The following is a 23,406-nucleotide window of genomic DNA, read 5'->3' on the forward strand; positions in this document are numbered from 1 at the left end:
AAGATACTTGGAAGAAATGATAACCTATTTTTCTATGTATGAGATAAGTAGAAGATTAGAAAATGATGAGAAAAACGAAAGCATAGCGCCAATTTTCTATGGCGACAAGCCAAGTTTTTCTAAAAGGATAAGAAAGTATAAAAATTTGTTACTTTGGGATACCGTTTTAACGGAATAGCCACGTCCGACTTCACTTCATTGCCCTAAGCTAAGTCACCATCGGTTTGTGATAAATAGGAAGGCCGACTAAAAACGGGCTTGCCTTAGGGTGTCGGCATACCTCTGTTTTAGTGGCAGGCTTCCTAAAACTTTCGTTGATTCGTTCCACTAGCTATGTTGCTAAACGGGTGCTTGCCTCTTTGTTCATAAGATATATTTCTACTGATTGAGGGTTCCCTTTACTTTTTTCGTCTTTTTGTTCGGTTAAAAAATCTATAAATTTTTTAACTTGGCTAGAAGCAATGCAAATAGGTTATGTTTGATGTGCTCTTAAAAACGATTTAATAGCTGGTGGCTCGTAATGACGAAACTTTTCAATTAACTCTTTTGCATTCGTATCAGACAATACAACATCGAGGTGCTTTTGCTCCATAAATTGTTGTTCCTGCATATGCTGGAAAAAATGAAGTAGTTGGTTGTAATAGCTGTTTACATTTAAAAGTCCACATGGTTTTTGATGCAAACCTAATTGTGCCCACGTAAATACTTCGAAATATTCCTCGAGGGTGCCAGGGCCTCCTGGTAAAGCAATAAAACCATCCGCTAAATTTGCCATTGTCATTTTTCTTTCGTGCATCGAGTCGACGATGATTAGTTCCGTCAGATTTTTATGATAGACTTCCTTGTTTTTAAGAAATTCTGGTATAACCCCAATTGCTTTGCCTCCTTCATTTAGCACGGCATCAGCGACAGCCCCCATGAGACCAACACTTGCACCACCGTAGATGAGCGTAATATGTTGATTAGCTAGTTCTTTCCCGAGCTTTGTAGCTGCTTCTAAGTATGTCGGTGAGATGCCTGGTCTGGAACCACAAAACACAGCGAGTTTATCCATTTTCTTATCCCTCCTTAATAGTATAAGTATATAGAAACCTGAGCGCTTTGTTAACCGCTTTTTCAGTATGTAAATAAAAATTAAAATCGTTGGTTGCCTGTTGTGCGTGCATAATATGGATAACTTCTAGGAAAACGCATAAGAATAAAATGTCTGAATTTTAAGATATATAAGGAAAATGTCCATTTACACAAATAGTAGCCGATATAAATAAAGAAAAGAATATTTTAGTGGAAAGGGATGACCAAATGAAAAGATTCCTACGCTTTAACAATGTTAAAAATAAATTAATTATTGGTTACGTTGCTATTATAGTTGCACTTATAATAACAGCTGTTTATCATTTTTATACAGCGAAGCAAGTTAATGAGGAAGTAAAATCAGTTATAAGTACGGAAGTAGCGGCTGTTCAAAAAGTTGAACGTCTTCATGCAAATCTATTAGAGCAACAGGCATTAGCTATGGCGTTTCTATTAAATAAAGAAGATCCGCTCCGTAAAGACTATGAACAAATGCAAACGGAAGGAAAGAATTTAATAGAAGAAGTACAGACGATAGCATCAGCTAAACAATGGCACGAACTAAGCAATAAACAAAAAGAATGGCAGCAAGAAGTCAAAAAGCGATTTAATAAAATAGGTGATGGAGAACCGACAAGTAACTTAGCAAACGTTCAAACTTTAGGTTCTGAAGTTAGTTCCATCATAAAAGAAATGGTAGATAACCAAACGAAAAAGCTGGAAAATAAAAAAGCGCAAGCTGTTTCTAATGCAAAAGATTCACAAACTTGGTTTATCATACTTACTGCTAGTTTCATTTTATTCGTAGTTGCTATTAGCGTACTAACTGTCCGATCCATTACAATACCGATCAATCAATTGTGGGCGAGAATAAAAGGTATTGCGGAGGGGAAGGTGCAACCAGAGCCACTGCCTATAAATGCAGGCGGTGAGTTTGGGCAAATGATGGAAGCGACTCATACAATAAGTGAAAACATTAACAATTTTTTGGGAAAAGTTAATCATGTATCAAATACCGTAAGTAATTATGGACAATCTTTTACTCGCTCGGCTCAAGAAGTGATGGAGGGAGCAGAACAGATAGCTACAACCATGCAAGAATTAGCCGTTGGTTCAGAGACACAAGCAAATCGAGCAAGTGATTTAGCGATGAATATGGAAACATTTAGTACGAAAGTGAGTGATACAAACGACCAAGGAAAGTTAATCGATCAAGCTTCTCAAGAAATTTTGACGATGACCGAGGAAGGAGAGCAGATGATGAAATCTTCCTCAGAGCAAATGGAACAAATTGATAAAATAGTGAAAGAAGCAGTAGATAAAGTGAGGCAATTAGATGAACAATCGCAAGAAATTAACCATTTAGTCCAAACCATTCAAGATATTGCTGAACAAACGAATTTACTTGCATTAAATGCTGCGATTGAAGCTGCTAGAGCAGGAGAGCATGGAAAAGGCTTTGCGGTTGTAGCAGATGAGGTAAGAAAACTCGCTGAACAAGTAAGCGATTCTGTAACAAATATAACTGGAATTGTTACCCATATTAAGCATAACTCCAATTTAGTTACGAATACGCTAGAAAATAGTTATGAGGAAGTGGAAACGGGTACCAAACAAATTCACGCAACACAACAAACATTTGATGGCATAACCATGTTTGTCAATGAAATGGTTCAAATTATAAAAACAATATCTTCGCATTTAGAGGAAATGAAAGATAATAGCAGTAAAATGAATGCAGCTATTCATGAGATAGCTTCTGTTACAGAGGAGTCATCAGCTGGAATTGAACAAACTGCAGCTTCGGCCCAACAGTCAAGTGCAGCAATGGGAGAAGTTGTTGATCAGTCCAAAGATTTGGACAATCTCCGGCATGAATTACATGAAATGGTTCACATTTTCAATAAAGGTAAAATGCTTCAAGAATAGTGGTTTATTTGAATAGGAAAAGGACGCATTTTATGTACTTTCTATCTTGTACTATAGGAAAGCATAAAGTTTAAAAGGTTAATAGTATAAGAAAACAAAGGCTTTCGCCAAAGACTTGGCGACAAGCCAAGTATAATCATTTTACTGAGAAAAAGTGAAGCGTTCTTAGAGATCCGCGTGCTTTATTCATACCTTTTATTCTCATTCGACAATTAGCAAAGATAATGACCATGCATTGACTAATTGTTTGCTTCTTTTAGAGAGGACATTTCAAAAAAACTTACTGCTCATTGTTAGCAGTAAGTTTTTTGCATGGTTTATAGATAAGATAAGTTCTTCGAATATATCGTTATCGTTGCTTACTTTTCGGATCAAAGGCATCTCGCAATCCGTCACCGATAAAATTAATTGCTAGAACGGTTACTAAAATAGCTAATCCTGGAGGTATCCATGCTTCTGGGTTATTTCGCAATATGCGAATGTTTTGTGCTTCAGAAATCATATTCCCCCAAGTTGGTGTTGGCTGAGGGATGCCAAAACCGATAAAGCTAAGCCCTGATTCTACAATAATGTATGTTGCCATCATGAGCGTAGCATTTACAATAATCGGACCAATCGCATTGGGAATAAAATGTTTACGGATAATTCGCATATCACTTGCACCGATGGCTTTGGCGCCTAGTACAAACTCCTGCTCTCGGAGTGATAAATATGTAGCTCGGATAATACGAGTTAAATTAGGCCATGATGTTAAAGCGATAATGGTAACAAATATTCCGATTGTTATCTTATCAATAACTGCGATAATCGTTAGCACAAGTACAAGAAATGGTAGCATAAGCATAATATCTGCTCCACGCATAATGATACTATCTACCTTGCCGCCATAGTAACCAGCGACGGATCCAAGCACAACGCCAATGACTAACGTAAAAAACATGGCACTAAAACCGACAATTAAAGAGATTCTTCCGCCGTATAATAAGCGGGCGAAATTGTCTTGCCCTTGCCCGTTCGTTCCTAAAATATGTTCATCGGTAGGTCTTTTTTCAATATTTGTTACGTCTGTTTTAATTGGGTCTTGACTCGTAAGTAATGGGGCAGCAATACAGATAATAACAATAGCTAAAAGTACAAAAATGCTAATAACAGCTAACTTATTCTTTTTAAAACGGTTAAATGCTAACTGAAATGGTGTCTTATGTTGATGTTGTTGATCAATAGGCTCATTTTCCGGTCCTGTTGGTAATGTGCTTTCCGTATTTGTTTGCATTATTATTCACCTCAATCGTAACGTATTCTTGGATCAATAATGCTGTAAAGAATATCAGCTATTAAATTACCAATTAAAATGAGAATACCTAGTATGAGAGCAATCGCCATTACAACTGGAAAATCGCGGTTCATAACAGAGCTTAAAAATAAAGTGCCTAATCCAGGGTATTGAAAAACTTGTTCCGTGATTACAGCACCACTTAATAACACGCCAATTTCAAATCCCATTAAGGTGATAATAGGAATTAGTGCGTTTCGTAGCGTATGTTTATAGAGGACATTACTTTCCGACATACCTTTTGCCTTTGCTGTACGTATATAATCGCTTCCTAATACGTCTAGCACTTCGGAACGCATATATCGCATATAAGTTGCAGTGCCTGCTAATCCAAGTGTAATACCAGGGAGAACCATGTGATGAATACGATTCATAAATGCTTCAAATCCAGTAAGTCCAGGAGTGGATAATGTCCCTTGCGAAGGGAACCAACCTAAGTTAATCGATAGGACGTAAATTGCTATTAATCCAAAAAAGAAATTAGGAATAGCTAATCCTAAAAAACCAAAACCAGTAGCCCCATAGTCCAGTAATGAGTATGGCTTTCTTGCAGAATAAATGCCAATAGGAATAGCAACAATTACCGTAATAGCTAAAGAGAAAAGACCTAAATACAATGTGTTAGCAAATCGAGCTTCAATTAATTCAGCAACAGAACGACCATTAAAGAAGAGGGAATTTCCAAAGTCGCCTTGTGCTGCATCACTTATCCAGTTCCAGTACTGTACATAAATAGGATCATTTAAACCTAATGCTTGACGGCGTTCTTCAAAAACTTCAGGGTCTACATTTGGATCATTAAGCATTTTCCCTGACAAAGCATCTCCAGGAGCTAACTGTGAAATACCAAATACAATCACTGTAAGGGCAAACAGCATTGGGATGAATATTAATATTCTACGGATAATATATTTGTACATGGTGCTCACCTCTTTACATGTTAATAAAATGAAATTGTTATTTCATTATAGAAAAGTACAGAAGAAAAACGATAGCTTTTGCATATAGAAAGGTATTAAGCTACGTTTTCTGAAGTAGTAGTTTGTGCTTTATCTCTTCTAAAAGTCAAGTAAATATAAATGTTTTTTTGCATTGGGCATTTAAATTACGCAAATTTAATTTGTCAGTTATTTTTCATCGTCATCATTTATGATAAAGCACGGCTTGTTTTAAAAAAAGAGGCTGGAACAAACCTTAAACCTTGTACAGTAATGAAAGAGACGATCATTTATGTTACGGAAAAGTACACTGTTTTTTGTGGGCGTCAATGAGCCTCCGAAGTGACGCATTTCGAGGGCTCATCTACGCCTTACATCTTTTGTTACATATCGGAAAGTAGACAGTTTTAAGGTTTGTAATATAAGAAAACCGACAGCTTTCGTCATAAAGATTCGACGGTAAGCCAAGTATTTGTCTAACCTCTTTATGTTTTCTTAGGTAGTTACTAATTACTCGGCTAACCACCAGTTTTCTGGTTCATTATTAAAGGAATATGGCATTGGATCTACACCATTTAACCGTTCGTTAAAGGCATAAATTTTATTTTGTGCATAGAGTAAGATAGCTGGTAAGTCTTCCGAGAAGGCTGCTTGCCATTCACTATATTTTTTAGCACGGTAATCTTGTTCAAATGCTTCAGGAGCTTGCATAGCTTCTTCCAATAATGTTTCTGACTGTTCATTGTTCCAACGCTGATAATTATAAGCAGCGTCTGCTCCCCATAGCCCTGAAGGATCTGGATCAGCACTTCCTAAACTCCAACCTAGAAGGAAAAGATCCCAATCAGAATTATCATTGGTTAGTTCTTCTACATAAGCGGTCATTTCTTTTGGCTGACGTAGGTCGATGTTTATTCCTACATCTTCTAAGAACTGTTCAATAATTGGTGCAGAGTCTTCACGTAGCTTATTTCCAGTTGGATAGTTTAAGTTGACCACCCATTCTTCTCCATCTGGTGTTTCTCTGAAGCCGTCATCATTTGTATCCTCATAGCCAGCTTCATCTAATAGTGATTTTGCTTTTTCTGGATCAAATTCAAATTTTGTTGTTGCTTCTTCATCGTAAGCCCAAAATTGTTGTGCTATTGGAGCATTAATTACGGAACCATGGCCATACAGTAAGTTATCAACAAGCGCCTTGCGGTCAATAGCATGTGCCATTGCTTGGCGAACCTTTAGTTCACCCATATCTTCATTTGGTACCCAGTTGTCCGGCTCAATAGCACCGGCTTCTACATCGGCATCTGTACGGTGATTAACTTTAAAGCCCATTAATTGATACCCGAAGTCAGGTTGTTCAATAATTTCTATATGTTCTAGTGCGTCAACTGTTTCGAAGTCAGGTGCTGGTACGCCATTAGGGTCAGCAATAAAGTCAATTTCTTCACTTTCTAGCAGACCCAACATGACAGACTGGTCAACCACACGCCACACAATTTGGTCTAAATATGGCTCGGATTTCCAGTAATCTGCGTTCTTTTCTAGCACGTATTGCTCACGCTCTAGCATTTCTGTAAATTTAAATGGTCCAGTACCGATTACCTCGCCAGCGTTTAAAGTTGCAGCGTGTTCAGGTATTTCAGCTATTGGGACATCTGCAAAAATATGCTCAGGAATAATGGAAAAAGAGACGTCTTTTAAAATCGTTACATTAGGCTCTGCGAATTTAAAAGTTACGGTGTAATCATCTTCAGCTACTACCCCTTCAAACTCATCCGTTTCTTCATTGTTGAACGCTTCATATCCAAGTAATCTTACAACGTATTCTGTACGAATCCCACCAGCTTCTACATAGCCAGGACTAGCTATTGCTTTGTACGTAAAAACGACATCATCCGCAGTGAATTCTTCGCCATCATGCCATTTTACGCCTTCCTCTAGTTGTAAAGTGATTTCTGTTTGGTCTTCATTAATTTCCCACTCTTTAGCTAATTCGGCTTCAAATTCTAATTCTTTTGTTTGCCCGACTAACGATTCGTGTGTAAAGTCAAGAATATTTGCCTCATAGGCTTCCTCGTAAAAGATTGGATTAAAGACTCCTGCTGGAGCTGTATCCATTGCCCCAGTCAAGGTGCCGCCTTTTTGAGGCTCGCCACTTGCTTCATCATCTTCTTTTGCTTGGCTTTCATTTCCTTCCTCTTCGGAGGTGTCATCACCATTACAAGCTACTAATACAAAACTAAAGAATAACATAAGTACGAAAAGTAACATCCATTTTTTGTTAAACACGCTTCAATTCCCCCTTATTATTTGAACAGATTTACACGCATTTTTTACTTTTTTTGCACTACAGGAAGATAAGAAAAACTCCAACTTTTTCCATAAAGATGTGACGATAAGCCATGATTTTCTTTTTCTGTGATGTTATCACCCCCTTCAAGGTTTGTTTAGAAGCGGAATAAAGGACGGATTATTCCGAAAAATAAAAATGTATGTAACATTTTATTTTAGAGTGAGAGATAGCGAGTAGTTGTACCATAAGAATGTGTTCTTCATTTTTGAAAAGTCTGCGTGTTTTTATCTCTGTTGCCAATGCCTTTTTATTCATTGATAACTTTACAGTTACAAGTATAAAACATCTCCTTGGCTTAGGAATTCAGTTTTCATGATTGATGATGTGCCAACGAGCCTCTCTTTATTCGTACAAATGGCATGCAACAAAATGCCCCTTCTCCATCTCGCTTAATGCTGGTATTTCGCTTATGCAACGGTCGTGTGCCATAGGGCAGCGTGTACGGAAAACACAACCAGATGGTGGATTCGCTGGACTTGGTAAATCACCACTAAGTTTAATTTTCTCTCTCTTTTCTCTTACATTTGTCGATGGCACAGATGATAGTAAAGCTTTTGTATATGGGTGAAGTGGGTTTTGGTAGAGTTGTTCTTTCGGTGCAAGCTCTGCAATACGTCCTAAATACATGACAGCTACACGATCACTAATATGTTTAACAACGCTGAGGTCATGCGCTATAAATAAGTAGGTAAGATGATATTCTTCCTGTAAGTCCGCCATTAAATTTAGCACTTGAGCTTGAATGGAAACATCGAGTGCTGACACTGGTTCATCACAGATAATGAATTTTGGGTTAAGTGCAAGCGCCCGTGCAATGCTAATTCGTTGACGCTGTCCTCCAGAAAATTCATGCGGATATTTTGCACGATCATTCGCTCGTAGACCGACTTTCTCTAGCAATTCAACACTCATTTGCTTACGTTCTGATTTAGAAACGGAAGTTTGCACGAGTAAAGGCTCTTCAATTAGCTCTCCGACACTCATTTTAGAATTAAGTGAAGCAAATGGATCCTGAAAAACAATTTGCATATGTTTTCGATATGCACGTAATTTCCGATTGTTTAAATGGGAAATGTCTTTGCCCTCAAATATGACTTCACCTTCTGTAGGCTCTAAAAGACGAAGTAACACACGCCCAAGTGTTGATTTACCAGAACCAGATTCTCCAACAAGACCAAGTGTTTCTCCTTTTTTTATGGATAAAGAAACATCGTCTACAGCTTTTACATGACCAATTGTATGTTTGAAAATACCACCTTTGATGGGGAAGTATTTTTTTATATGACTTGCTTGCATAATGGTTTCATTATTTTGCTCTTGTTCAGATTTTTTGTTCTGCAGTTGTTTTTGCTCGATTGTCATGAGAATGGCCTCCTCCTAATTCATAAAGATAACAGCGTGCTTTATGTGTGGGTGCTATGGATAATAGTTCAGGATTTGATTCTCTGCATTGATCCATTACATGCGGACAGCGGTCGGCAAAACGACATCCTTTAGGAAATAGATAGGCTGGAGGGACAGAACCTTTGATGGCACCGAGCCGTTTTACTTCTTTTTCTAAACTTGGTAAACTTTCTAATAGCCCAATGGTATAAGGGTGTTTCGTTTCTTCAAAAATAGCTTCGACAGTTGTTTCCTCAACGATTTGGCCACCATACATTACTAGTACACGATCTGCGTATTCGGCTACTACGCCAAGGTCATGCGTGACTAAAAGGATGGACATATTTAAACGTTCTTTCATTTCCATGAGCAGATCTAAAATTTGCGCTTGAATGGTTACATCTAAGGCTGTAGAAGGTTCATCAGCTATGAGGAGCTTTGGATCACAAGATATGGCCATAGCGATCATTGCTCTTTGTCTCATTCCACCCGATAATTGATGTGGATACTCGTTCATAACTTCTTTTGCTCTTGGAAATCCAACTAGGTTCAGTAATTCAATAGCTCTTTCCCGTGCAGCATGCTTGGACAGGCTTTTATGTTTTCGAATCGTTTCAACAATTTGACTCCCAATGGTATAGACTGGATTTAGTGCTGTCATCGGTTCTTGGAAAATCATTGCAATATCATTGCCACGTATTTTAGTCATCTGTTTACTGGATTTTGTTAATAAATTATCTCCTTCAAGGAAAATTGTTCCATCTACAATTTTTCCAGGCTTATTAATCAATTGCATAATCGAGAGGGAAGTGATACTTTTTCCACTCCCTGATTCGCCAACAATTGCCAAGGTTTCACCTTGATTTATTGTGAAATCTACACCATCTACTGCGCGAGCCACAAAATTATTTTCTAAGTAAAAATACGTTTTTAAATTGCTTACTTCTAATAATGGATTTTCCGTCATTCGCTTCACCTCTATGTAAAATCAATCTGAACCAGTAACATCTTAATTTGATTATACACTGATTATTAGAAAATTTACAATACTATTTTAAAATTAATATTCTATATATGCGAAAAAATCAAAATTATTTCTTTTTAAGATTTCATATGCTGGCTAATAGTATAAAGTATCGTATAGTAGTAGTTTTAATATTTATTTTTTCAATTATATAAATTATTTAAAAAGTAGGTGTGTATCTTAGCATTTTTAAACCCTCATTTCTTCCTGAAAACTTGGTGACAAGCCAAGTTTTTCTAAAAAAATGAGGGTTCGTTATTTTTTAGTATAAACTTTAAGTAAAATCCATTGAATGAAAGCCCCTATACTAAGTCCGATAGGCAAGAATAGCATTGGTAGCCACATGGGGCCAATTAAATATCCAAACACATGAAGTTTGGATGAAAAAATTAGCCCAATCGTGACAAAGTATGCAGAAAAAACTAGTGGTAGGTAAGCAAAAGGTCTTTCCCCTCCGCCAGCATCTTTGTAGGCGTCCCAGATGGCAAAAAAGTATAAACATGGATAAAACATCAGCCATAAATAATTGGTCCCTTCGATAGCTTCTTCAATCTTAAATTGAAAACTATAAATAATGACTTTATTAAAATTTCCCATAACATTAATGATAAATTCTAAGCCAATTAGTAATAGCCCCTTTACATACTTTTGATTTAATAATTGGCCAAATCCCGGCAAGGCAATACTCCATAGTATAGCTGCTAGTTTTTTACTTTTTTTGCTTAGGTTTGTATCCATATAGACAACCTATTCCACTAAGTCATTTCGATTAGCGGCCATGGGAGGTTGTTCGAGCCATCCATGACGGATAAGGATCTTCATACCTTCGTTGGCGTACTTTCCTACTTCTGCCATTAAACGTGCATATTGCACACTTAAATCATGTCTGGGGCTTCTAGACATAGAGACGCTATATTGTCCAATACTGGAAGCGATGAGGTTCGCTACGAAGGTCACCATGAGTCGATCGGAAAACGGAGCAGTTGTAGAATCCGTTACCTCTGAAGTTCTTAAAAGTGCTCCATCGGATAAGAAATCTTCATGAAGAATAGATGTAAACACTTCTAAATGCTTACCGGATATATCTCTTCCTTTTTGGAAGAATTTCTTCACTTCATTGGATTGAGCTACTTGACTAAACCCTGTAATCATAGCATGGCCTAAAGCATTGCGTTTAGAGTGAAAGACTAAGTTAGTTACTTCTATACCTAATAAAGGTCTGCGTTCACCGAGCCACCCAGTCATGTAATTTTTATCTTCTACAAATGTGATGGTTTCTGAATGAGGTATTCTTGGAGAACGAATGTATATTGCTTTTTCTTTCTCTAGTTCTTTTGCTTGTTTATTTAAAGAAATAGCAGCTTTTAAATTTTTAGCGTAGTAATCGTTGACATCTTTATGATCTGCGACGGAAAGAGCTAAACTGTATGTGTCTAACATAAAAAATGTCATATTAAAAATATACTCTAAATAAAGGGTGTCCGAGAATAGACGAGGTGCATTTAAATTGATATCTTCGTCTGTAAATCCTTTAGGTATATGAAAATTTGCTTTTTTAAATAGCTCTTCCATATGATGAATATTTCTTTCAATTAACTGTAATGTTTCTTGTAATATGTTTTGAATATCAGGGTCCTCTACATGTTGAAGAAAATGTTTCATGCCGTATTTTATAATCGTATCACTTTCGTAAGTGTCCCATAACGTTGAAATATCTGAAGCTGTAAAATAGTTCGTGTATAAATTATTCAATAATATAACTCCCTTCCTGTTCGATTTGTACTATGTTGTATACCACGTGAAAAAATAATCTCTCATTTCATTCAATCAGCATAATCATAAAAAACCGTTATTGAATAGCTCACTTTATCTATGTGACGTTTAGTTTTGTCAGATCCTAGAATTTTATACGGATGAATAAAAGGAGGATGTGATGGGCATAAGAAAAAGGAAGTTCATAAAAGGGATGTGATGGCATGGGAAGACGAGTAATAAAAAGAAACAATCAAAACACGCAAACAGATGCTAATAATTTCAATACATATTTGACATCTTCTTTAAAGGAGAATCTCGACAGTATTCAGAAAATGCTTGGAAACCCTGTTGATTTAGTCGTAAGGAACTTCTATTTGGCAAAGCACGCCTGTGCGATTATCTATATTGATGGACTGAGTAATAAACAGCAAATTGAAGAAAATGTTCTAAGGGAATTGGAGAGATTGGAGCAAAGTAATCAAACAGAAGAATTAAATACATCGAATTTATTAGCTATTATTCATGAACAATTAATTAGTATTTCTGGCATAAAAAATGTAGATACCATGGATAAATTATCACTTGGATTATTGTCAGGAAGCTCTGTACTTTTGCTTGACGGCGTGGAGCGTGTTTTGTTATTAGAGACCAAAGAATGGGAAAGTCGTGCGATACAGGAACCTGTGTCAGAAGCACTTATTCGTGGTCCAAGAGAAGGGTTTGTAGAAAACTTAAACACCAATATGGTGTTAATCAGAAGACAAATACGTGACCCTAATCTACATTTCAAAGAATATGACATAGGAAGAAGGTCAAAGAAAAAGCTTGTATTAGCTTATATATCTGGGATTATTCACCCAGAGTTATTAAAGGAAGTTAAAAAAAGGTTATCCTCCATTGACACAGATGATGCGATGGAATCGGGATATATTGAGCAATGGATTGAAGATAGTTTCTTGTCTCCTTTTCCACAAATATTTAATAGTGAACGACCTGATAAAGCAGCTTCTGCCCTCACAAAAGGTAAATTTATTATCTTGCTTGATGGAACCCCTTTTGTACTCATCGCACCTACAGAAATAGGTGGAGCATTTAAATCACCAGAAGATTATTACGAGCGTTGGTTAATTAGTTCATTGATAAGAGTGTTACGTTATTTAGCAGCTTTTATAACCATGTTCCTACCGGCTTTGTATATTGCTTTAGTTTCCTATCACCAAGGGATGATTCCATCCCAGTTAGCTTTTTCGATTGCGGCAACAAGGCAAGGTGTGCCATTTCCTGCTTTTGTTGAAGCTGTATTAATGGGAATTACCATGGAACTGTTAAGAGAAGCCGGTGCGCGATTACCAAAAACAATTGGGCAAACCATTGGTATTGTTGGAGGATTGGTTATTGGAGAAGCAGCTGTTTCAGCAGGTATTGTAAGTCCAATTATGGTTATTGTAGTCGCTTTAACGGCAGTGGCATCATTTACAATCCCCATGTATAGTGTCGCTATTTCCTTTCGAATGGTTCGATTCGGATTTATGGTAGCAGCGGCTTTTTTAGGCTTGTATGGTGTTATTCTTGCGTATATTATGGTCAACATTCACATTGTCAATTTAAAGAGCTTTGGCGTTCCTTATTCCACTCCTTATGCGCCGACGTTTTTTAACGATTGGAAGGACTTGGTTTTACGTATGCCAGCACCAATGTTAGGAAAAAGGCCGGAGTATTTACAAACGAAAGATAAAATTTCTGCAAATAACACGGAGGGATAAAAGATGCGCCAGTTTGAATATGCAGATGAGAAAATCAGTGATAATGAATTAATGATTGCCATTCCATCCGTTACAATTGGCGTAGGCGTTCTCAGTTTACCAAGTTTAATCGCAGAGAACACAATAGGGTCTGACGGATGGATTCCGATTCTTGGGGCCGGGATTTTGTTTGTTGCCATAACTTGGTTAATTGTAAAAGTTGCTTCGATGTATCCGAACCAGCCTTTTATAAGTTTTGCGTCCCTTTTAGTATCAAAGCCAATAGCTACTATACTAACTATTTTACTTGCTTTGCAAGGCGTTTTTATTACAGGTTTTGTTTTACGGATTATTGCTGATATCGCTAAAGAATATTTGTTTGATCGTACACCGTTAGAAGTGATTTCTCTTAGCTTTCTTCTTGTAGTATGCTACGCGGTTTCTGGGTCAAGAGCAGGTTTGTTTCGATTAAATATGATGTTTTTTCCGATCATTATTTTCATCATTGTTTTTGTCGGTATATTTTCTACTAATTGGTATGATGCCACCAATTTTCTACCAGTATTCCAAACGGATATCCAAGGATACGCAGGTGCTATGAAGAATAGCATATTTTCCTTATCCGGATTATTTATTTTATTTTTTTACACGCCGCTAGTACGTAAACCAGATAAAGCACCTAAAAAGGTAGCTTATGGTATGACAATGGTTCCTATATTTTATATATTTATTTATTTTATGTGTATAGGTGTGTTCGGCTATGCCGGAACAGCCAATGTCAATTATCCAATTATTGAAATTGCGAAAGAAATTGAAATACCCGGAGGGTTCTTTGAGAGGTTCGATTCTATTTTCTTTGTGATTTGGATGATGGCTGTTTTTAATACGGTCACAATGGCTTTTGATTCATCTTTATATGCTTTGAAGTCTGTTTTTAATCTAAAGAAAATGCACTATATATTAGTTTTAACGCCGATGTTGTTTTTTGTGGCAATGACCCCTGAAGATGTGATGGATGTCCAAAAATTCGGTGATTTTGTAAATATATATGGGTTAGTAATTACTACACTAACAGCAGTCGTGTTGTTTATCATTGCATCTGTGAAAAAAAAGACCAGCTCCGAAGCTTCTAAAAGGAGGAACTCTAAATAATGAATTATTGGACAGAATATTTACCTGATTGGAGACAAATTTTCTATACAGGGATTGCGTTCATCATTCCGTTTTTGCTGTATAAAATAAATAAGAGATTACACCACTACGGTGATCCATCTTGGAAAAAAGATAGTGCAGATGAAACGCGGCTAGAAGAAGAGTAGCAATTTGGTAATAACTATTTATTAATGTTAGACTAATGGAAAATGGGTATTGAGGTGCAGTAGTGAAAACGAGCGAATTTAGAAACTATGATGCAGTGGATTTAGCTGATTTAGTAAAAAAAGGTGAGACGACTGAAGAAGAACTCTTGCAAGCTTCGTTAGAACAGCTTGCGCAAGTGAATCCAACTTTACATGCGGTTATTTCGGAACGTAAAGAAAAAGCGCTTCAAGAATGGAAAGATATTACGTATAATAGGCCGTTTCGTGGTGTGCCTGTTTTGCTAAAGAATACGGGACAACAATTAAAAGGGGAGCGGACGACTTCGGGTTCCAAGTTATTGAAACAGTATGCTCCCGTAGCAAAACAAGATTCTCATTTTGTGCGTGCTTTTCGTGATGCTGGTTTTCAATTTATTGGTCATACGAATACACCAGAGTTTGGCTTGAAAAATATTACGGAACCTGAAACAGATGGTCCAACTCGAAACCCTTGGAATGTGGCATATTCACCAGGCGGATCAAGTGGGGGTTCGGCAGCCGCGGTTGCAGCTGGCATTGTTCCGTTGGCAGGAGCTAGCGATGGCGGGGGGTCGATTCGCATACCTGCTTCTTTTACAGGGCTGTTCGGTTTAAAGCCGACGAGAGGGAGAACACCAGTAGGTCCGGGAGCAGGTCGCCAGTGGCATGGTGCTGCGATTGATTTTGTCTTATCAAGAAGTGTGCGAGATAGTGCGGCAATGCTGGATGTATTACAGACAAGTCAGCCTGAAGCTGCCTTTCAAGCACCGCTATATTTGGAAAGCTACTTGGAAACGATGAAGCAACCGCCAAAAGAAGAGCTTCGCATCGCTTATTCTGTTACATCGCCTGTCGGTACGCCTGTATCCAATGAAGCCAAAGAAGCGGTCATGAAAACTGTTCAATGGTTGGAGCGGCTAGGCTACCAAATCGAGGAAAATGACCCTCCTATTGATGGAAAGGAACTTATGCGAAACTATTATTTAATGAATAGTGGAGAAATCGCTACTGTCGGTATGCAGTTAGAGAAAATGATTGGAAGAAAGATTACTAGTGATGATGTGGAATTGGAAACATGGCTGTTGCATTGTGCTGGGCAGTCTGTATCAGCAGCTGCGTTTTCCTCCAGTATTGCTTCATGGGATGTGGCAGCAGCTGCAATGGCTGATTTTCATAAAAGCTATGATTTCTATATTACCCCTGCTACTGCTTTCACAGCACCTAAAGTCGGAGAATTATCGTGGGATAATATAGAGAAAAAACGGTGGATAACAAAAATGGAGAATGCCAAAGCAAATGAGAAACAAGAGATTATTTATGATATGTTTTTACCGAGTCTAACCTATACGCCATTTACTCAATTGGCTAATTTAACCGGACAGCCTGCTATGTCTCTACCACTTCATGTAACAAGTGAAAATATGCCTTTAGGCTTACAAGTTACGGCTAATAAGGGAGAAGAACATAGGTTATTACAATTAGCTTATCAATTGGAAGAAACTGACCCATGGCAAGGGATGAAAGGAAACCCATATTACAATCCTATGTAATAGGCGTGTGCATGATACAAATTTAACGTGAGTTTATTCCTCTTAAAAAGACCGGGTAATTTAGATTTTGTGTTACTTTTTAAGAGGGAGCTAGGCTCTTAGATGGTTAAACTTGTATGAGATCATGTACTTTTTCGAAGTTTGGAGAGATTAATGTCATAGATTTAGAAAAGGCATGCTTTTCTAATTTACTTTGATTTCAAATTAATTTTTTTAATCTTGTTAAAAATAACATTAGTAGTTTTTATTGTTTTCCTATTTTCAAGCGTAACAATCACATATATAATAAGTAGTATGCGTTTGCATTGTAATTACATTTTTCTAAATATTATATCACATGTAGACGTTTGTTTTGTTCACTAGCAATAAGTAGGAAATAAAGATTTTTTTGGTTCATAGGATAAGAAAAATAAAGGCTTTCGCCGTAAGACTTGGCGACAAGAAAATTTTTGCTGATATTTGGAAAGGGGAAAAGTATGGGGAAGAAAAGAGGACTATTCCAACGCTCGTTGGATGGGGTGGAAGTGGTAGGTAATAAATTACCTCATCCTGTCACATTATTCGCAATATTGGCTTTAATGGTTTTGCTTTTGTCAGCAGCCTTGTCTCCGCTGGGTATTAGTGTTGAGCACCCAGGTGAAGAAGGAGAAATGGTTGAGATAAAAAATTTATTAAATGGCGAAGGAATCAACTATATATTTTCAAGTATGACGGATAACTTTATTGGCTTTGCCCCACTTGGCGTAGTCCTATTGACGATGCTTGGAATTGGAATTGCCGAAAGAGCAGGATTAATTAGCGCTATCTTGCGTGGGTTCGTGTTAGCGGTTCCCAATCGATTTATTACATTAGGTTTAGTATTTGCAGGGATCATGTCAAGTGTCGCTTCTGATGCTGGTTACGTCGTATTGCCACCGCTTGGAGCATTATTGTTTGCTGCTGTTGGTCGCCATCCATTAGCTGGGTTAGCTGCTGCTTTTGCAGGTGTCTCTGGGGGCTTTAGTGCGAACTTAGTGTTATCAGGGACAGATGCATTGTTAGGTGAGCTTACCATTGCAGCAGCTGCCATCGTTGACCCTGCTTATGCTGAAGGCATGAGTATAGCCATGAACTGGTGGTTTATTGGTGCATCTGTATTTGTATTAACACTTATTGGCGCATGGGTAACAGAACGAATTGTTGAACCGAGGTTAGGTACATACAAAGGAGAATACGAAGAAACAGTTGAAAAGCTAACAAGCCTAGAAAAGAAAGGTCTTATATGGGCGACGGTTTCTATAGTGGTGTCTCTTATTTTAGCAGTGCTACTCGTTGTTCCAGAAGGAGCTCCAATGCGTGGAACAGGAGAGCGACCAATTATTGAGTCGCCATTTATGGATTCCCTTGTACCAATTATTGCGATTTTATTCTTTATTCCGGGTCTTGTTTACGGTATTGTAACGAAGGCAGTGAAAAATGACAAGGATGTCGCTTATCAACTTTCCGACACAATGGCTTCCATGGGGATGTTCATTGTGCTAGCATTTACTGCTGGTCAATTTGTTGCTTATTTTAACGAGTCTAATATGGGATTAGTGTTAGGAGTTTATGGTGCGGACTTCTTGCAAAGTATTGATTTAACAGGTATCCCTTTAGTAATCGTGTTTATTATATTAGCAGGGTTTATCAATATCTTTATTGGAAGTGCCTCCGCAAAATGGGCGATGATGGCGCCGATTTTTGTGCCAATCATGATGCAATTAGGTTATTCACCAGAATTAACGCAGATGGCTTATCGTATTGCAGATTCATCAACAAATATTATTTCACCACTTATGACCTATTTTGCGATCATTATCGCTTTTGCACAAAAATATGATAAGAAAATGGGGATAGGTACACTTGTTTCAACCATGATTCCTTATTCTATTTTCTTTCTTATTGGATGGACAATTATGCTTGTTATTTGGATGTTAATCGGAGTTGAACTAGGCCCTGGTGCGCCAATTTCTTATTAATAAAGATGATCACTGATGTGACAATATGCCATGAAAAGAACCTCGTATTCAATCTAATTGGGTAGCGAGGTTCTATTTATTTGGAATTTAGTGGGAAGTTGTTGAATTGATAAGAAATTCGCTGAAATTCACATTTTTTCACGAGATCTTACTTACATTTTGAACTTCTTTCCTACCATGTGTAGTACATAAAAAAACTTGGCTTTGCTATAGGATAAACTCCAACATTTTTATATTGTTTGAAAGGTGTATGATAGTATCCTGTTCGTTTGCAAGCTATCGTATAAACTATGAATATGTGGATATACTAGAAATGGGAAATCTATGTGATGGAAGTATAGAATTTTAAATCTATTAGTATCTCCTTCTTTAGCTTGCACTATTTTTCTAGTATAGTTAGATTAGGGAGAAAGATGATGAAATAAATTTGGCTTATTGCCAATGTTAGGGCAATAACTGCCGTCGTTTGACTTACACTATAAATTCATCCTCTCTTATAGTGTAAAAAAAGAGGCATGAACATCATTATCGTAGGAAGAAATGGTTGTTATAATGTATATAGAAAGGGGCTTATTTTATGGAGAGTACAATGTCATATAATGTAAAAATAGAAAATGTTTTACAAAATATAAGAAAAGTAATGATCGGCAAAGAAGAACCTGCTGTTTTAAGTCTCGTTGCTTTATTAGCACAAGGGCATGTGCTATTAGAGGATGTACCAGGTGTTGGGAAAACCATGCTTGTAAAAACGTTGGCGAAGTCTTTAGATTGTGACTTTAGGAGAATACAATTTACCCCTGATTTATTACCTTCCGATGTTACAGGTGTATCCATTTTTAATCCAAAAACACTAGAGTTCGAATTTCGTGGTGGACCAATTCTCGGTAATATCATATTAGCAGATGAAATCAATCGAACTTCTCCAAAAACACAGTCCGCCCTGTTAGAAGCAATGGAAGAAAAACATGTCACTGTGGATGGTAATACGATTCCTCTAGCTCGCCCTTTTTTTGTCATGGCTACTCAAAATCCAATTGAATATGAAGGTACGTATCCATTGCCAGAAGCACAATTAGATCGATTTATTTTAAAATTAAACATGGGATATCCGACGTTTGTGGAGGAAATGGAAATGCTCACACGTACTTCGCAGGTGCATCCTATTGATTGTGTAGAAGCTGTGTTAACAAAACAAGAATTAGAACATATCCAAGATGAAGTAAAGCATGTGTATATCGATAAAAATGTGCAACATTATATTATTGATTTAGCAACAAGTACGAGAACACATCCGCAAATTTATTTAGGCGTCAGCCCAAGAGGGTCGATTGCTTTGATGAAAGCTGCAAAGGCATATGCCTTTATTTTAGGACGTGACTATGTTTTACCAGATGATGTGAAATATTTGGCTCCTTACGTTTTAGCACATCGAATCATCCTGCGCTCGGAAGCAAAATATAGTGGAGAAACTGCTAGTGACGTTATTGCAATGATTATCGAACAAACTGAAATACCAATACGAAAGGAATTGCTTTAATGAAATACCGCTTTCGAATGATTGTAAGCAGTCTGTTTCTGATTACTATCCTTCTGCTGTTATTTTCGTATGCTATGTTTCAAGGCGGCTTTGTCAGTTGGTTTTTATTTTTTAGCTTTCTTCCTATATTGTTATACGAAGCAGTTGTTTTACTATATCCAATTCGCAAATGGCAGGTTAGTAGAAAGCTTTCCCATTATGTAACCGACGCTGGTGGAGCGGTTATCGTAAAGGTTAAAATAAAACGTCGTTTTCCATTTCCTTTATATTACTGCATCATAGAAGATATGTTAGCAGATTCATTGAAAAAGGTGGACAACGGTAAAGAAAAATATCAGTATATGCACCAAGCTGATCAACTGTTTATTGAACGGAGAATGAAACGGGTTCTGTTTCCAGGTTTTAAGCGAACATTTTCTTTTTCTTATCAGTTAGAACAAATTCCAAGAGGTATACATTCCTTTCAAAAGGTACGGATACGGACAGGAGATTTTTTTGGGCTTGTTAAAAAAGATCATATGTATGCTGTAAATGACTCGCTCGTTGTCTATCCAAATGCTCGCCGGCTCCTATTAGATGAACAAATGCGTAATCAGCAGGAAGGCAATGTACTCAGCTCATCGTTACGACTTAACAATGTCAATGTAGCGACAGGGATAAGGGAATATTTACCTGGAGATCGTGTGTCTTGGATTGACTGGAAGCAAACAGCAAGAAAAAATACGATGATGACAAAGGAGTTTGAGCAAGAAAGAGGAACGAGCAGAATCATTGTCCTAGAAGCTTGTAATATATCAAATCCGATTGTTTTTGAAGGAATGGTAGAAGTAACGTATGCTTTGCTTACTCATTTTAAGAAACAATCGGTGGAATCTGGATTACTTACCGTCGGAAAAGACACAAGTTTTTTTGCATCTATACATGCGCAAGGAGACTTTAATCGATTAATAGAACATATAACAAAACTACAGCCAAGTAAAAATGACATGTTTTCAATGGGCATTCAGAACCAATGGTCGAAGCTCGTTAGCGGGGGTACCCTTTTATTCGTTGTAGGAAATATGGATAAACCGTTCGTAGAGATGATGAAAAAGGTGAGACAAAGAGCGAAACATATATGCATTTTGTTTATTCAGCCTGCGCAACAACATACCCTTTCGGCTCCGTTTGTTCGTCAGTTACAAACTTTTGGAGTAGATGTATTTGAAATGACAGAGCGTGAATTAATGAAAAACCCGTTAGAGGTGAAAAAAATATGAGTACGCAAAAGTCGAGTCCTGTTACTTTTTATACGTTGATTCTTTATATTTGCGGATTCATTTTATTTCTAGAATGGTTCTACCCATTGCAAGAAGTGACGGATACGACAAATATTAGTATGTTTATGCTTTACGGCGTTCTATGCTTTCTTCTTTCTTTTATGCAGGTTAGATGGTGGCTGTCGTTTATCTTGAAGGGGGCAGCATTACTATTCGTGGTAAATAGTCTATTTTTTACGACGAGTTTTTTAAACCCGTTATGGATAGGAGAGTTATTGCAAGATAGTATCTTAAATACGCAAGCATTGTTTAACAGAACATGGTATGAGTTCACGCCATTGTTTCGTAGTACGATGTTTCTTATTTTAATCTGGTTAATGAGCTACTTACTACATTATTGGTTTGTCATTAGAAAACGTGTCTTTATGTTCGTATTTCTGACGATTGCTTATTTGGCAGTGTTAGACACATTTACAGTTTATGATGGTACTGCTGCAATCATTAGATCCTTCATTATATCTTTGCTTGCTTTAGGGTTAGCCCACTTTATGAGAGAGATGGATCGAGAAGCGCTTCGTTTTACATTAGCTAAGAAATCTGCGGTTTGGTTGCTGCCATTAGTTGCGATTGTTTTATTTTCTTCAGCTGTTGGGTTAGCTGCACCAAAATTTTCTCCTCAATGGCCTGATCCCGTACCGTTTATTCAAAGCAGTGCAGAAAATGCAGGCTTCTCTGGAGAAGGAAATGGCGGAATTCAAAAGGTTGGCTACGGAGAAGATGACAGTAGATTAGGAGGTTCTTTCGTACAAGATTATACACCAGTATTTGAAGCGGAGGCCGATGAAGAACATTACTGGCGTGTAGAGACAAAAGATGTGTATACAGGAAAAGGATGGGAAAAGAGTCATGATTCTGCTTATACAGAATTGGGTAAAATACCACCAATGTTTCAAGAAAATGTTAATCTAGAAACAAAGAAAGCTACGATCGAATTTCAAGGTGATGAAGCACTTGATAAGCTCGTTTATCCGTACGGTTTCGATCATGTAGAGGCACCAGAAGGGGAGCCGTATTTTGATATGTCTTCGGAAGCAATTCAGTTAATGGATGATGCCAATGATCCGATTACATTAGAAAATTATACGGTTGATTATGGCTATCCTACTTTTCAAATTGAAGCTTTGCAACAAGCTTCCAGTTCAGATAACTCTATGGAAGCATATACGCAAATTCCAGAGACGCTTCCAGATCGAGTAATTGAATTGGCAAAAGATATTACTGCTGAAAAAGAGACGCAGTACGATAAAGCAAAGGCGATTGAAAGCTACTTCTCCAGCACCGATTTTACGTATCAAACGACAGATGTTCCTGTGCCTGAAGCAAACGAAGATTATGTGGATCAATTTTTATTCGATTCTAGGGCAGGATATTGTGATAATTTTTCCACCTCGATGGTTGTCATGTTACGTTCGCTGGATGTTCCTGCAAGATGGGCGAAAGGATTTACCGGTGGTGAATTAGTGGATGCGGGAAGTGAAAAAAACACCTATGAAATAACTAATTCCAATGCGCATTCATGGGTAGAAGTCTATTTTCCTGGTTCAGGATGGGTTCCATTTGAACCAACAAAGGGATTCTCGAATTTATCCGACTTTCAGAATGAGCCCATAAGTGGGGAAACGCAGCAACAAGATTCCTTGCAACAGTCGGAACAGGAGACAGAGGATGAGGAGCAGTCGGAAGAAACAACGCCTGAGGAGGAAAAAGAAGAGGAGTCCGAAGTCGCATCAGCTGCTGCATCTAACTCGGGGCCAACTGCCATGGAATGGATGTTGCCAACTGTTATCGGTATCGCGCTTTTACTCATTGTCTTCATTCTTGTTTACAGAAGTAGGCTTCGCTTGCAATCTAAATGGGTACGTCGTAAATTTACAGCGGATAATAATGTAGAAAATCAACAGGAGGCGTATCACTTTTTGATGAAAGTGTTACAAAAACAAGGGGAAGCAAAACGTCCTGGGGAAACATTACGAGAGTATGCAATGAAGATTGATAAAAAGTATGAAACGACAGATATGCAGAAGCTTACGGAGCATTATGAACGGCTCATTTACAGAGATGACGATAAGCTTGCTTCTAAAACAGAGGTGGCGCAATTATGGAAAAATTTAATAAAACGAATATTGTCTTGACCA

18 protein-coding genes are annotated in these 23,406 nt (G+C 37.5%); 10 read left to right on the plus strand and 8 right to left on the minus strand.

The window, feature by feature from the left end:
• Nucleotides 1-7: 7 nt before the first annotated feature.
• Complete coding sequence (locus tag B2C77_RS21555) at nucleotides 8-178, plus strand: hypothetical protein (RefSeq protein ID WP_176087271.1); 171 nt, start codon at nucleotides 8-10, stop codon at nucleotides 176-178.
• 294 nt (nucleotides 179-472) lie between these two features.
• On the opposite strand, the gene B2C77_RS04280 is transcribed toward B2C77_RS21555, so the two are convergent.
• Entirely contained in the window at nucleotides 473-1,054 is a 582-nt protein-coding gene (locus B2C77_RS04280) for an LOG family protein (RefSeq protein ID WP_077702550.1), read from the minus strand.
• Nucleotides 1,055-1,302: 248 nt separating this feature from the next.
• Here B2C77_RS04280 and B2C77_RS04285 point away from each other — a divergent pair, with 248 nt between their 5' ends.
• A complete protein-coding gene (locus tag B2C77_RS04285; RefSeq protein WP_077702551.1) occupies nucleotides 1,303-3,003 on the plus strand; it encodes a methyl-accepting chemotaxis protein in 1,701 nt (566 codons plus the stop codon).
• A 349-nt stretch (nucleotides 3,004-3,352) separates the two neighbouring features.
• On the opposite strand, the gene opp4C is transcribed toward B2C77_RS04285, so the two are convergent.
• From opp4C to B2C77_RS04325, 7 genes are all read right to left on the minus strand, one after another.
• The gene (gene opp4C / locus B2C77_RS04290; protein WP_073011743.1) at nucleotides 3,353-4,276 is read right to left on the minus strand and encodes an oligopeptide ABC transporter permease; all 924 of its coding nucleotides are present in this window, start codon (nucleotides 4,274-4,276) and stop codon (nucleotides 3,353-3,355) included.
• 11 nt (nucleotides 4,277-4,287) lie between these two features.
• Complete coding sequence (locus B2C77_RS04295; RefSeq protein WP_077702552.1) at nucleotides 4,288-5,256, minus strand: ABC transporter permease; 969 nt, start codon at nucleotides 5,254-5,256, stop codon at nucleotides 4,288-4,290.
• Nucleotides 5,257-5,784: 528 nt separating this feature from the next.
• Nucleotides 5,785-7,563 carry a peptide-binding protein gene (locus B2C77_RS04305; protein WP_335726819.1) on the minus strand — a complete coding sequence of 593 codons (1,779 nt, stop codon included), beginning with the start codon at nucleotides 7,561-7,563 and terminating at the stop codon, nucleotides 5,785-5,787.
• A gap of 406 nt (nucleotides 7,564-7,969) precedes the next feature.
• The gene (locus B2C77_RS04310; protein WP_077702554.1) at nucleotides 7,970-8,989 is read right to left on the minus strand and encodes an ABC transporter ATP-binding protein; all 1,020 of its coding nucleotides are present in this window, start codon (nucleotides 8,987-8,989) and stop codon (nucleotides 7,970-7,972) included.
• Nucleotides 8,949-9,977, minus strand: coding sequence for an ABC transporter ATP-binding protein (locus B2C77_RS04315; RefSeq protein ID WP_077702555.1), 1,029 nt, complete (start codon nucleotides 9,975-9,977; stop codon nucleotides 8,949-8,951). Before B2C77_RS04315 ends, B2C77_RS04310 begins: the two co-directional genes overlap by 41 nt.
• Before the next feature lie 312 nt (nucleotides 9,978-10,289).
• Nucleotides 10,290-10,772: a hypothetical protein gene (locus tag B2C77_RS04320; RefSeq protein ID WP_077702556.1), complete on the minus strand. Its 483-nt coding sequence runs from the start codon at nucleotides 10,770-10,772 to the stop codon at nucleotides 10,290-10,292.
• A 9-nt stretch (nucleotides 10,773-10,781) separates the two neighbouring features.
• Nucleotides 10,782-11,786: a DUF3231 family protein gene (locus B2C77_RS04325; protein WP_073011756.1), complete on the minus strand. Its 1,005-nt coding sequence runs from the start codon at nucleotides 11,784-11,786 to the stop codon at nucleotides 10,782-10,784.
• A 224-nt stretch (nucleotides 11,787-12,010) separates the two neighbouring features.
• On the opposite strand from B2C77_RS04325, the gene B2C77_RS04330 reads away from it, so the two are divergent.
• The 8 genes from B2C77_RS04330 (at nucleotide 12,011) to B2C77_RS04360 (ending at nucleotide 23,403) form a co-directional block, all read left to right on the plus strand.
• A complete protein-coding gene (locus B2C77_RS04330; protein ID WP_077702557.1) occupies nucleotides 12,011-13,552 on the plus strand; it encodes a spore germination protein in 1,542 nt (513 codons plus the stop codon).
• 3 nt (nucleotides 13,553-13,555) lie between these two features.
• Nucleotides 13,556-14,683 carry a GerAB/ArcD/ProY family transporter gene (locus tag B2C77_RS04335; RefSeq protein WP_077702558.1) on the plus strand — a complete coding sequence of 376 codons (1,128 nt, stop codon included), beginning with the start codon at nucleotides 13,556-13,558 and terminating at the stop codon, nucleotides 14,681-14,683.
• Nucleotides 14,683-14,850: a hypothetical protein gene (locus tag B2C77_RS21560; RefSeq protein WP_164085455.1), complete on the plus strand. Its 168-nt coding sequence runs from the start codon at nucleotides 14,683-14,685 to the stop codon at nucleotides 14,848-14,850. The genes B2C77_RS04335 and B2C77_RS21560 overlap by 1 nt, the downstream gene beginning before the upstream one ends.
• 62 nt (nucleotides 14,851-14,912) lie before the next feature.
• Nucleotides 14,913-16,418 carry an amidase family protein gene (locus tag B2C77_RS04340; RefSeq protein ID WP_077702559.1) on the plus strand — a complete coding sequence of 502 codons (1,506 nt, stop codon included), beginning with the start codon at nucleotides 14,913-14,915 and terminating at the stop codon, nucleotides 16,416-16,418.
• Between the two features lie 476 nt (nucleotides 16,419-16,894).
• The gene (locus B2C77_RS04345; protein ID WP_077702560.1) at nucleotides 16,895-18,415 is read left to right on the plus strand and encodes an AbgT family transporter; all 1,521 of its coding nucleotides are present in this window, start codon (nucleotides 16,895-16,897) and stop codon (nucleotides 18,413-18,415) included.
• Between the two features lie 577 nt (nucleotides 18,416-18,992).
• The gene (locus B2C77_RS04350) at nucleotides 18,993-19,952 is read left to right on the plus strand and encodes an AAA family ATPase (RefSeq protein ID WP_077702561.1); all 960 of its coding nucleotides are present in this window, start codon (nucleotides 18,993-18,995) and stop codon (nucleotides 19,950-19,952) included.
• Nucleotides 19,952-21,211 (plus strand): DUF58 domain-containing protein, encoded by a 1,260-nt coding sequence (locus B2C77_RS04355; protein ID WP_077702562.1) that lies wholly within the window; start codon nucleotides 19,952-19,954, stop codon nucleotides 21,209-21,211. The genes B2C77_RS04350 and B2C77_RS04355 overlap by 1 nt, the downstream gene beginning before the upstream one ends.
• Nucleotides 21,208-23,403 carry a transglutaminase TgpA family protein gene (locus B2C77_RS04360; RefSeq protein ID WP_077702563.1) on the plus strand — a complete coding sequence of 732 codons (2,196 nt, stop codon included), beginning with the start codon at nucleotides 21,208-21,210 and terminating at the stop codon, nucleotides 23,401-23,403. The genes B2C77_RS04355 and B2C77_RS04360 overlap by 4 nt, the downstream gene beginning before the upstream one ends.
• Nucleotides 23,404-23,406 lie beyond the last annotated feature (3 nt).

Origin of the sequence: Virgibacillus dokdonensis, from assembly GCF_900166595.1 — a bacterium.
Lineage (GTDB): Bacteria > Bacillota > Bacilli > Bacillales > Amphibacillaceae > Virgibacillus > Virgibacillus dokdonensis.

What these genes read in the sequence shown, in the direction of transcription:
- B2C77_RS04330 (WP_077702557.1), top strand. Translation starts at nt 12,011, where the DNA reads ATGGGAAGACGAGTAATAAAAAGAAACAATCAAAACACGCAAACAGAT.
- opp4C (WP_073011743.1), bottom strand. Translation starts at nt 4,276, where the DNA reads ATGCAAACAAATACGGAAAGCACATTACCAACAGGACCGGAAAATGAG.
- B2C77_RS04355 (WP_077702562.1), top strand. Translation starts at nt 19,952, where the DNA reads ATGAAATACCGCTTTCGAATGATTGTAAGCAGTCTGTTTCTGATTACT.
- B2C77_RS04335 (WP_077702558.1), top strand. Translation starts at nt 13,556, where the DNA reads ATGCGCCAGTTTGAATATGCAGATGAGAAAATCAGTGATAATGAATTA.
- B2C77_RS04315 (WP_077702555.1), bottom strand. Translation starts at nt 9,977, where the DNA reads ATGACGGAAAATCCATTATTAGAAGTAAGCAATTTAAAAACGTATTTT.
- B2C77_RS04295 (WP_077702552.1), bottom strand. Translation starts at nt 5,256, where the DNA reads ATGTACAAATATATTATCCGTAGAATATTAATATTCATCCCAATGCTG.
- B2C77_RS04360 (WP_077702563.1), top strand. Translation starts at nt 21,208, where the DNA reads ATGAGTACGCAAAAGTCGAGTCCTGTTACTTTTTATACGTTGATTCTT.
- B2C77_RS04350 (WP_077702561.1), top strand. Translation starts at nt 18,993, where the DNA reads ATGGAGAGTACAATGTCATATAATGTAAAAATAGAAAATGTTTTACAA.
- B2C77_RS21560 (WP_164085455.1), top strand. Translation starts at nt 14,683, where the DNA reads ATGAATTATTGGACAGAATATTTACCTGATTGGAGACAAATTTTCTAT.
- B2C77_RS04280 (WP_077702550.1), bottom strand. Translation starts at nt 1,054, where the DNA reads ATGGATAAACTCGCTGTGTTTTGTGGTTCCAGACCAGGCATCTCACCG.
- B2C77_RS04320 (WP_077702556.1), bottom strand. Translation starts at nt 10,772, where the DNA reads ATGGATACAAACCTAAGCAAAAAAAGTAAAAAACTAGCAGCTATACTA.
- B2C77_RS04310 (WP_077702554.1), bottom strand. Translation starts at nt 8,989, where the DNA reads ATGACAATCGAGCAAAAACAACTGCAGAACAAAAAATCTGAACAAGAG.
- B2C77_RS04285 (WP_077702551.1), top strand. Translation starts at nt 1,303, where the DNA reads ATGAAAAGATTCCTACGCTTTAACAATGTTAAAAATAAATTAATTATT.
- B2C77_RS04345 (WP_077702560.1), top strand. Translation starts at nt 16,895, where the DNA reads ATGGGGAAGAAAAGAGGACTATTCCAACGCTCGTTGGATGGGGTGGAA.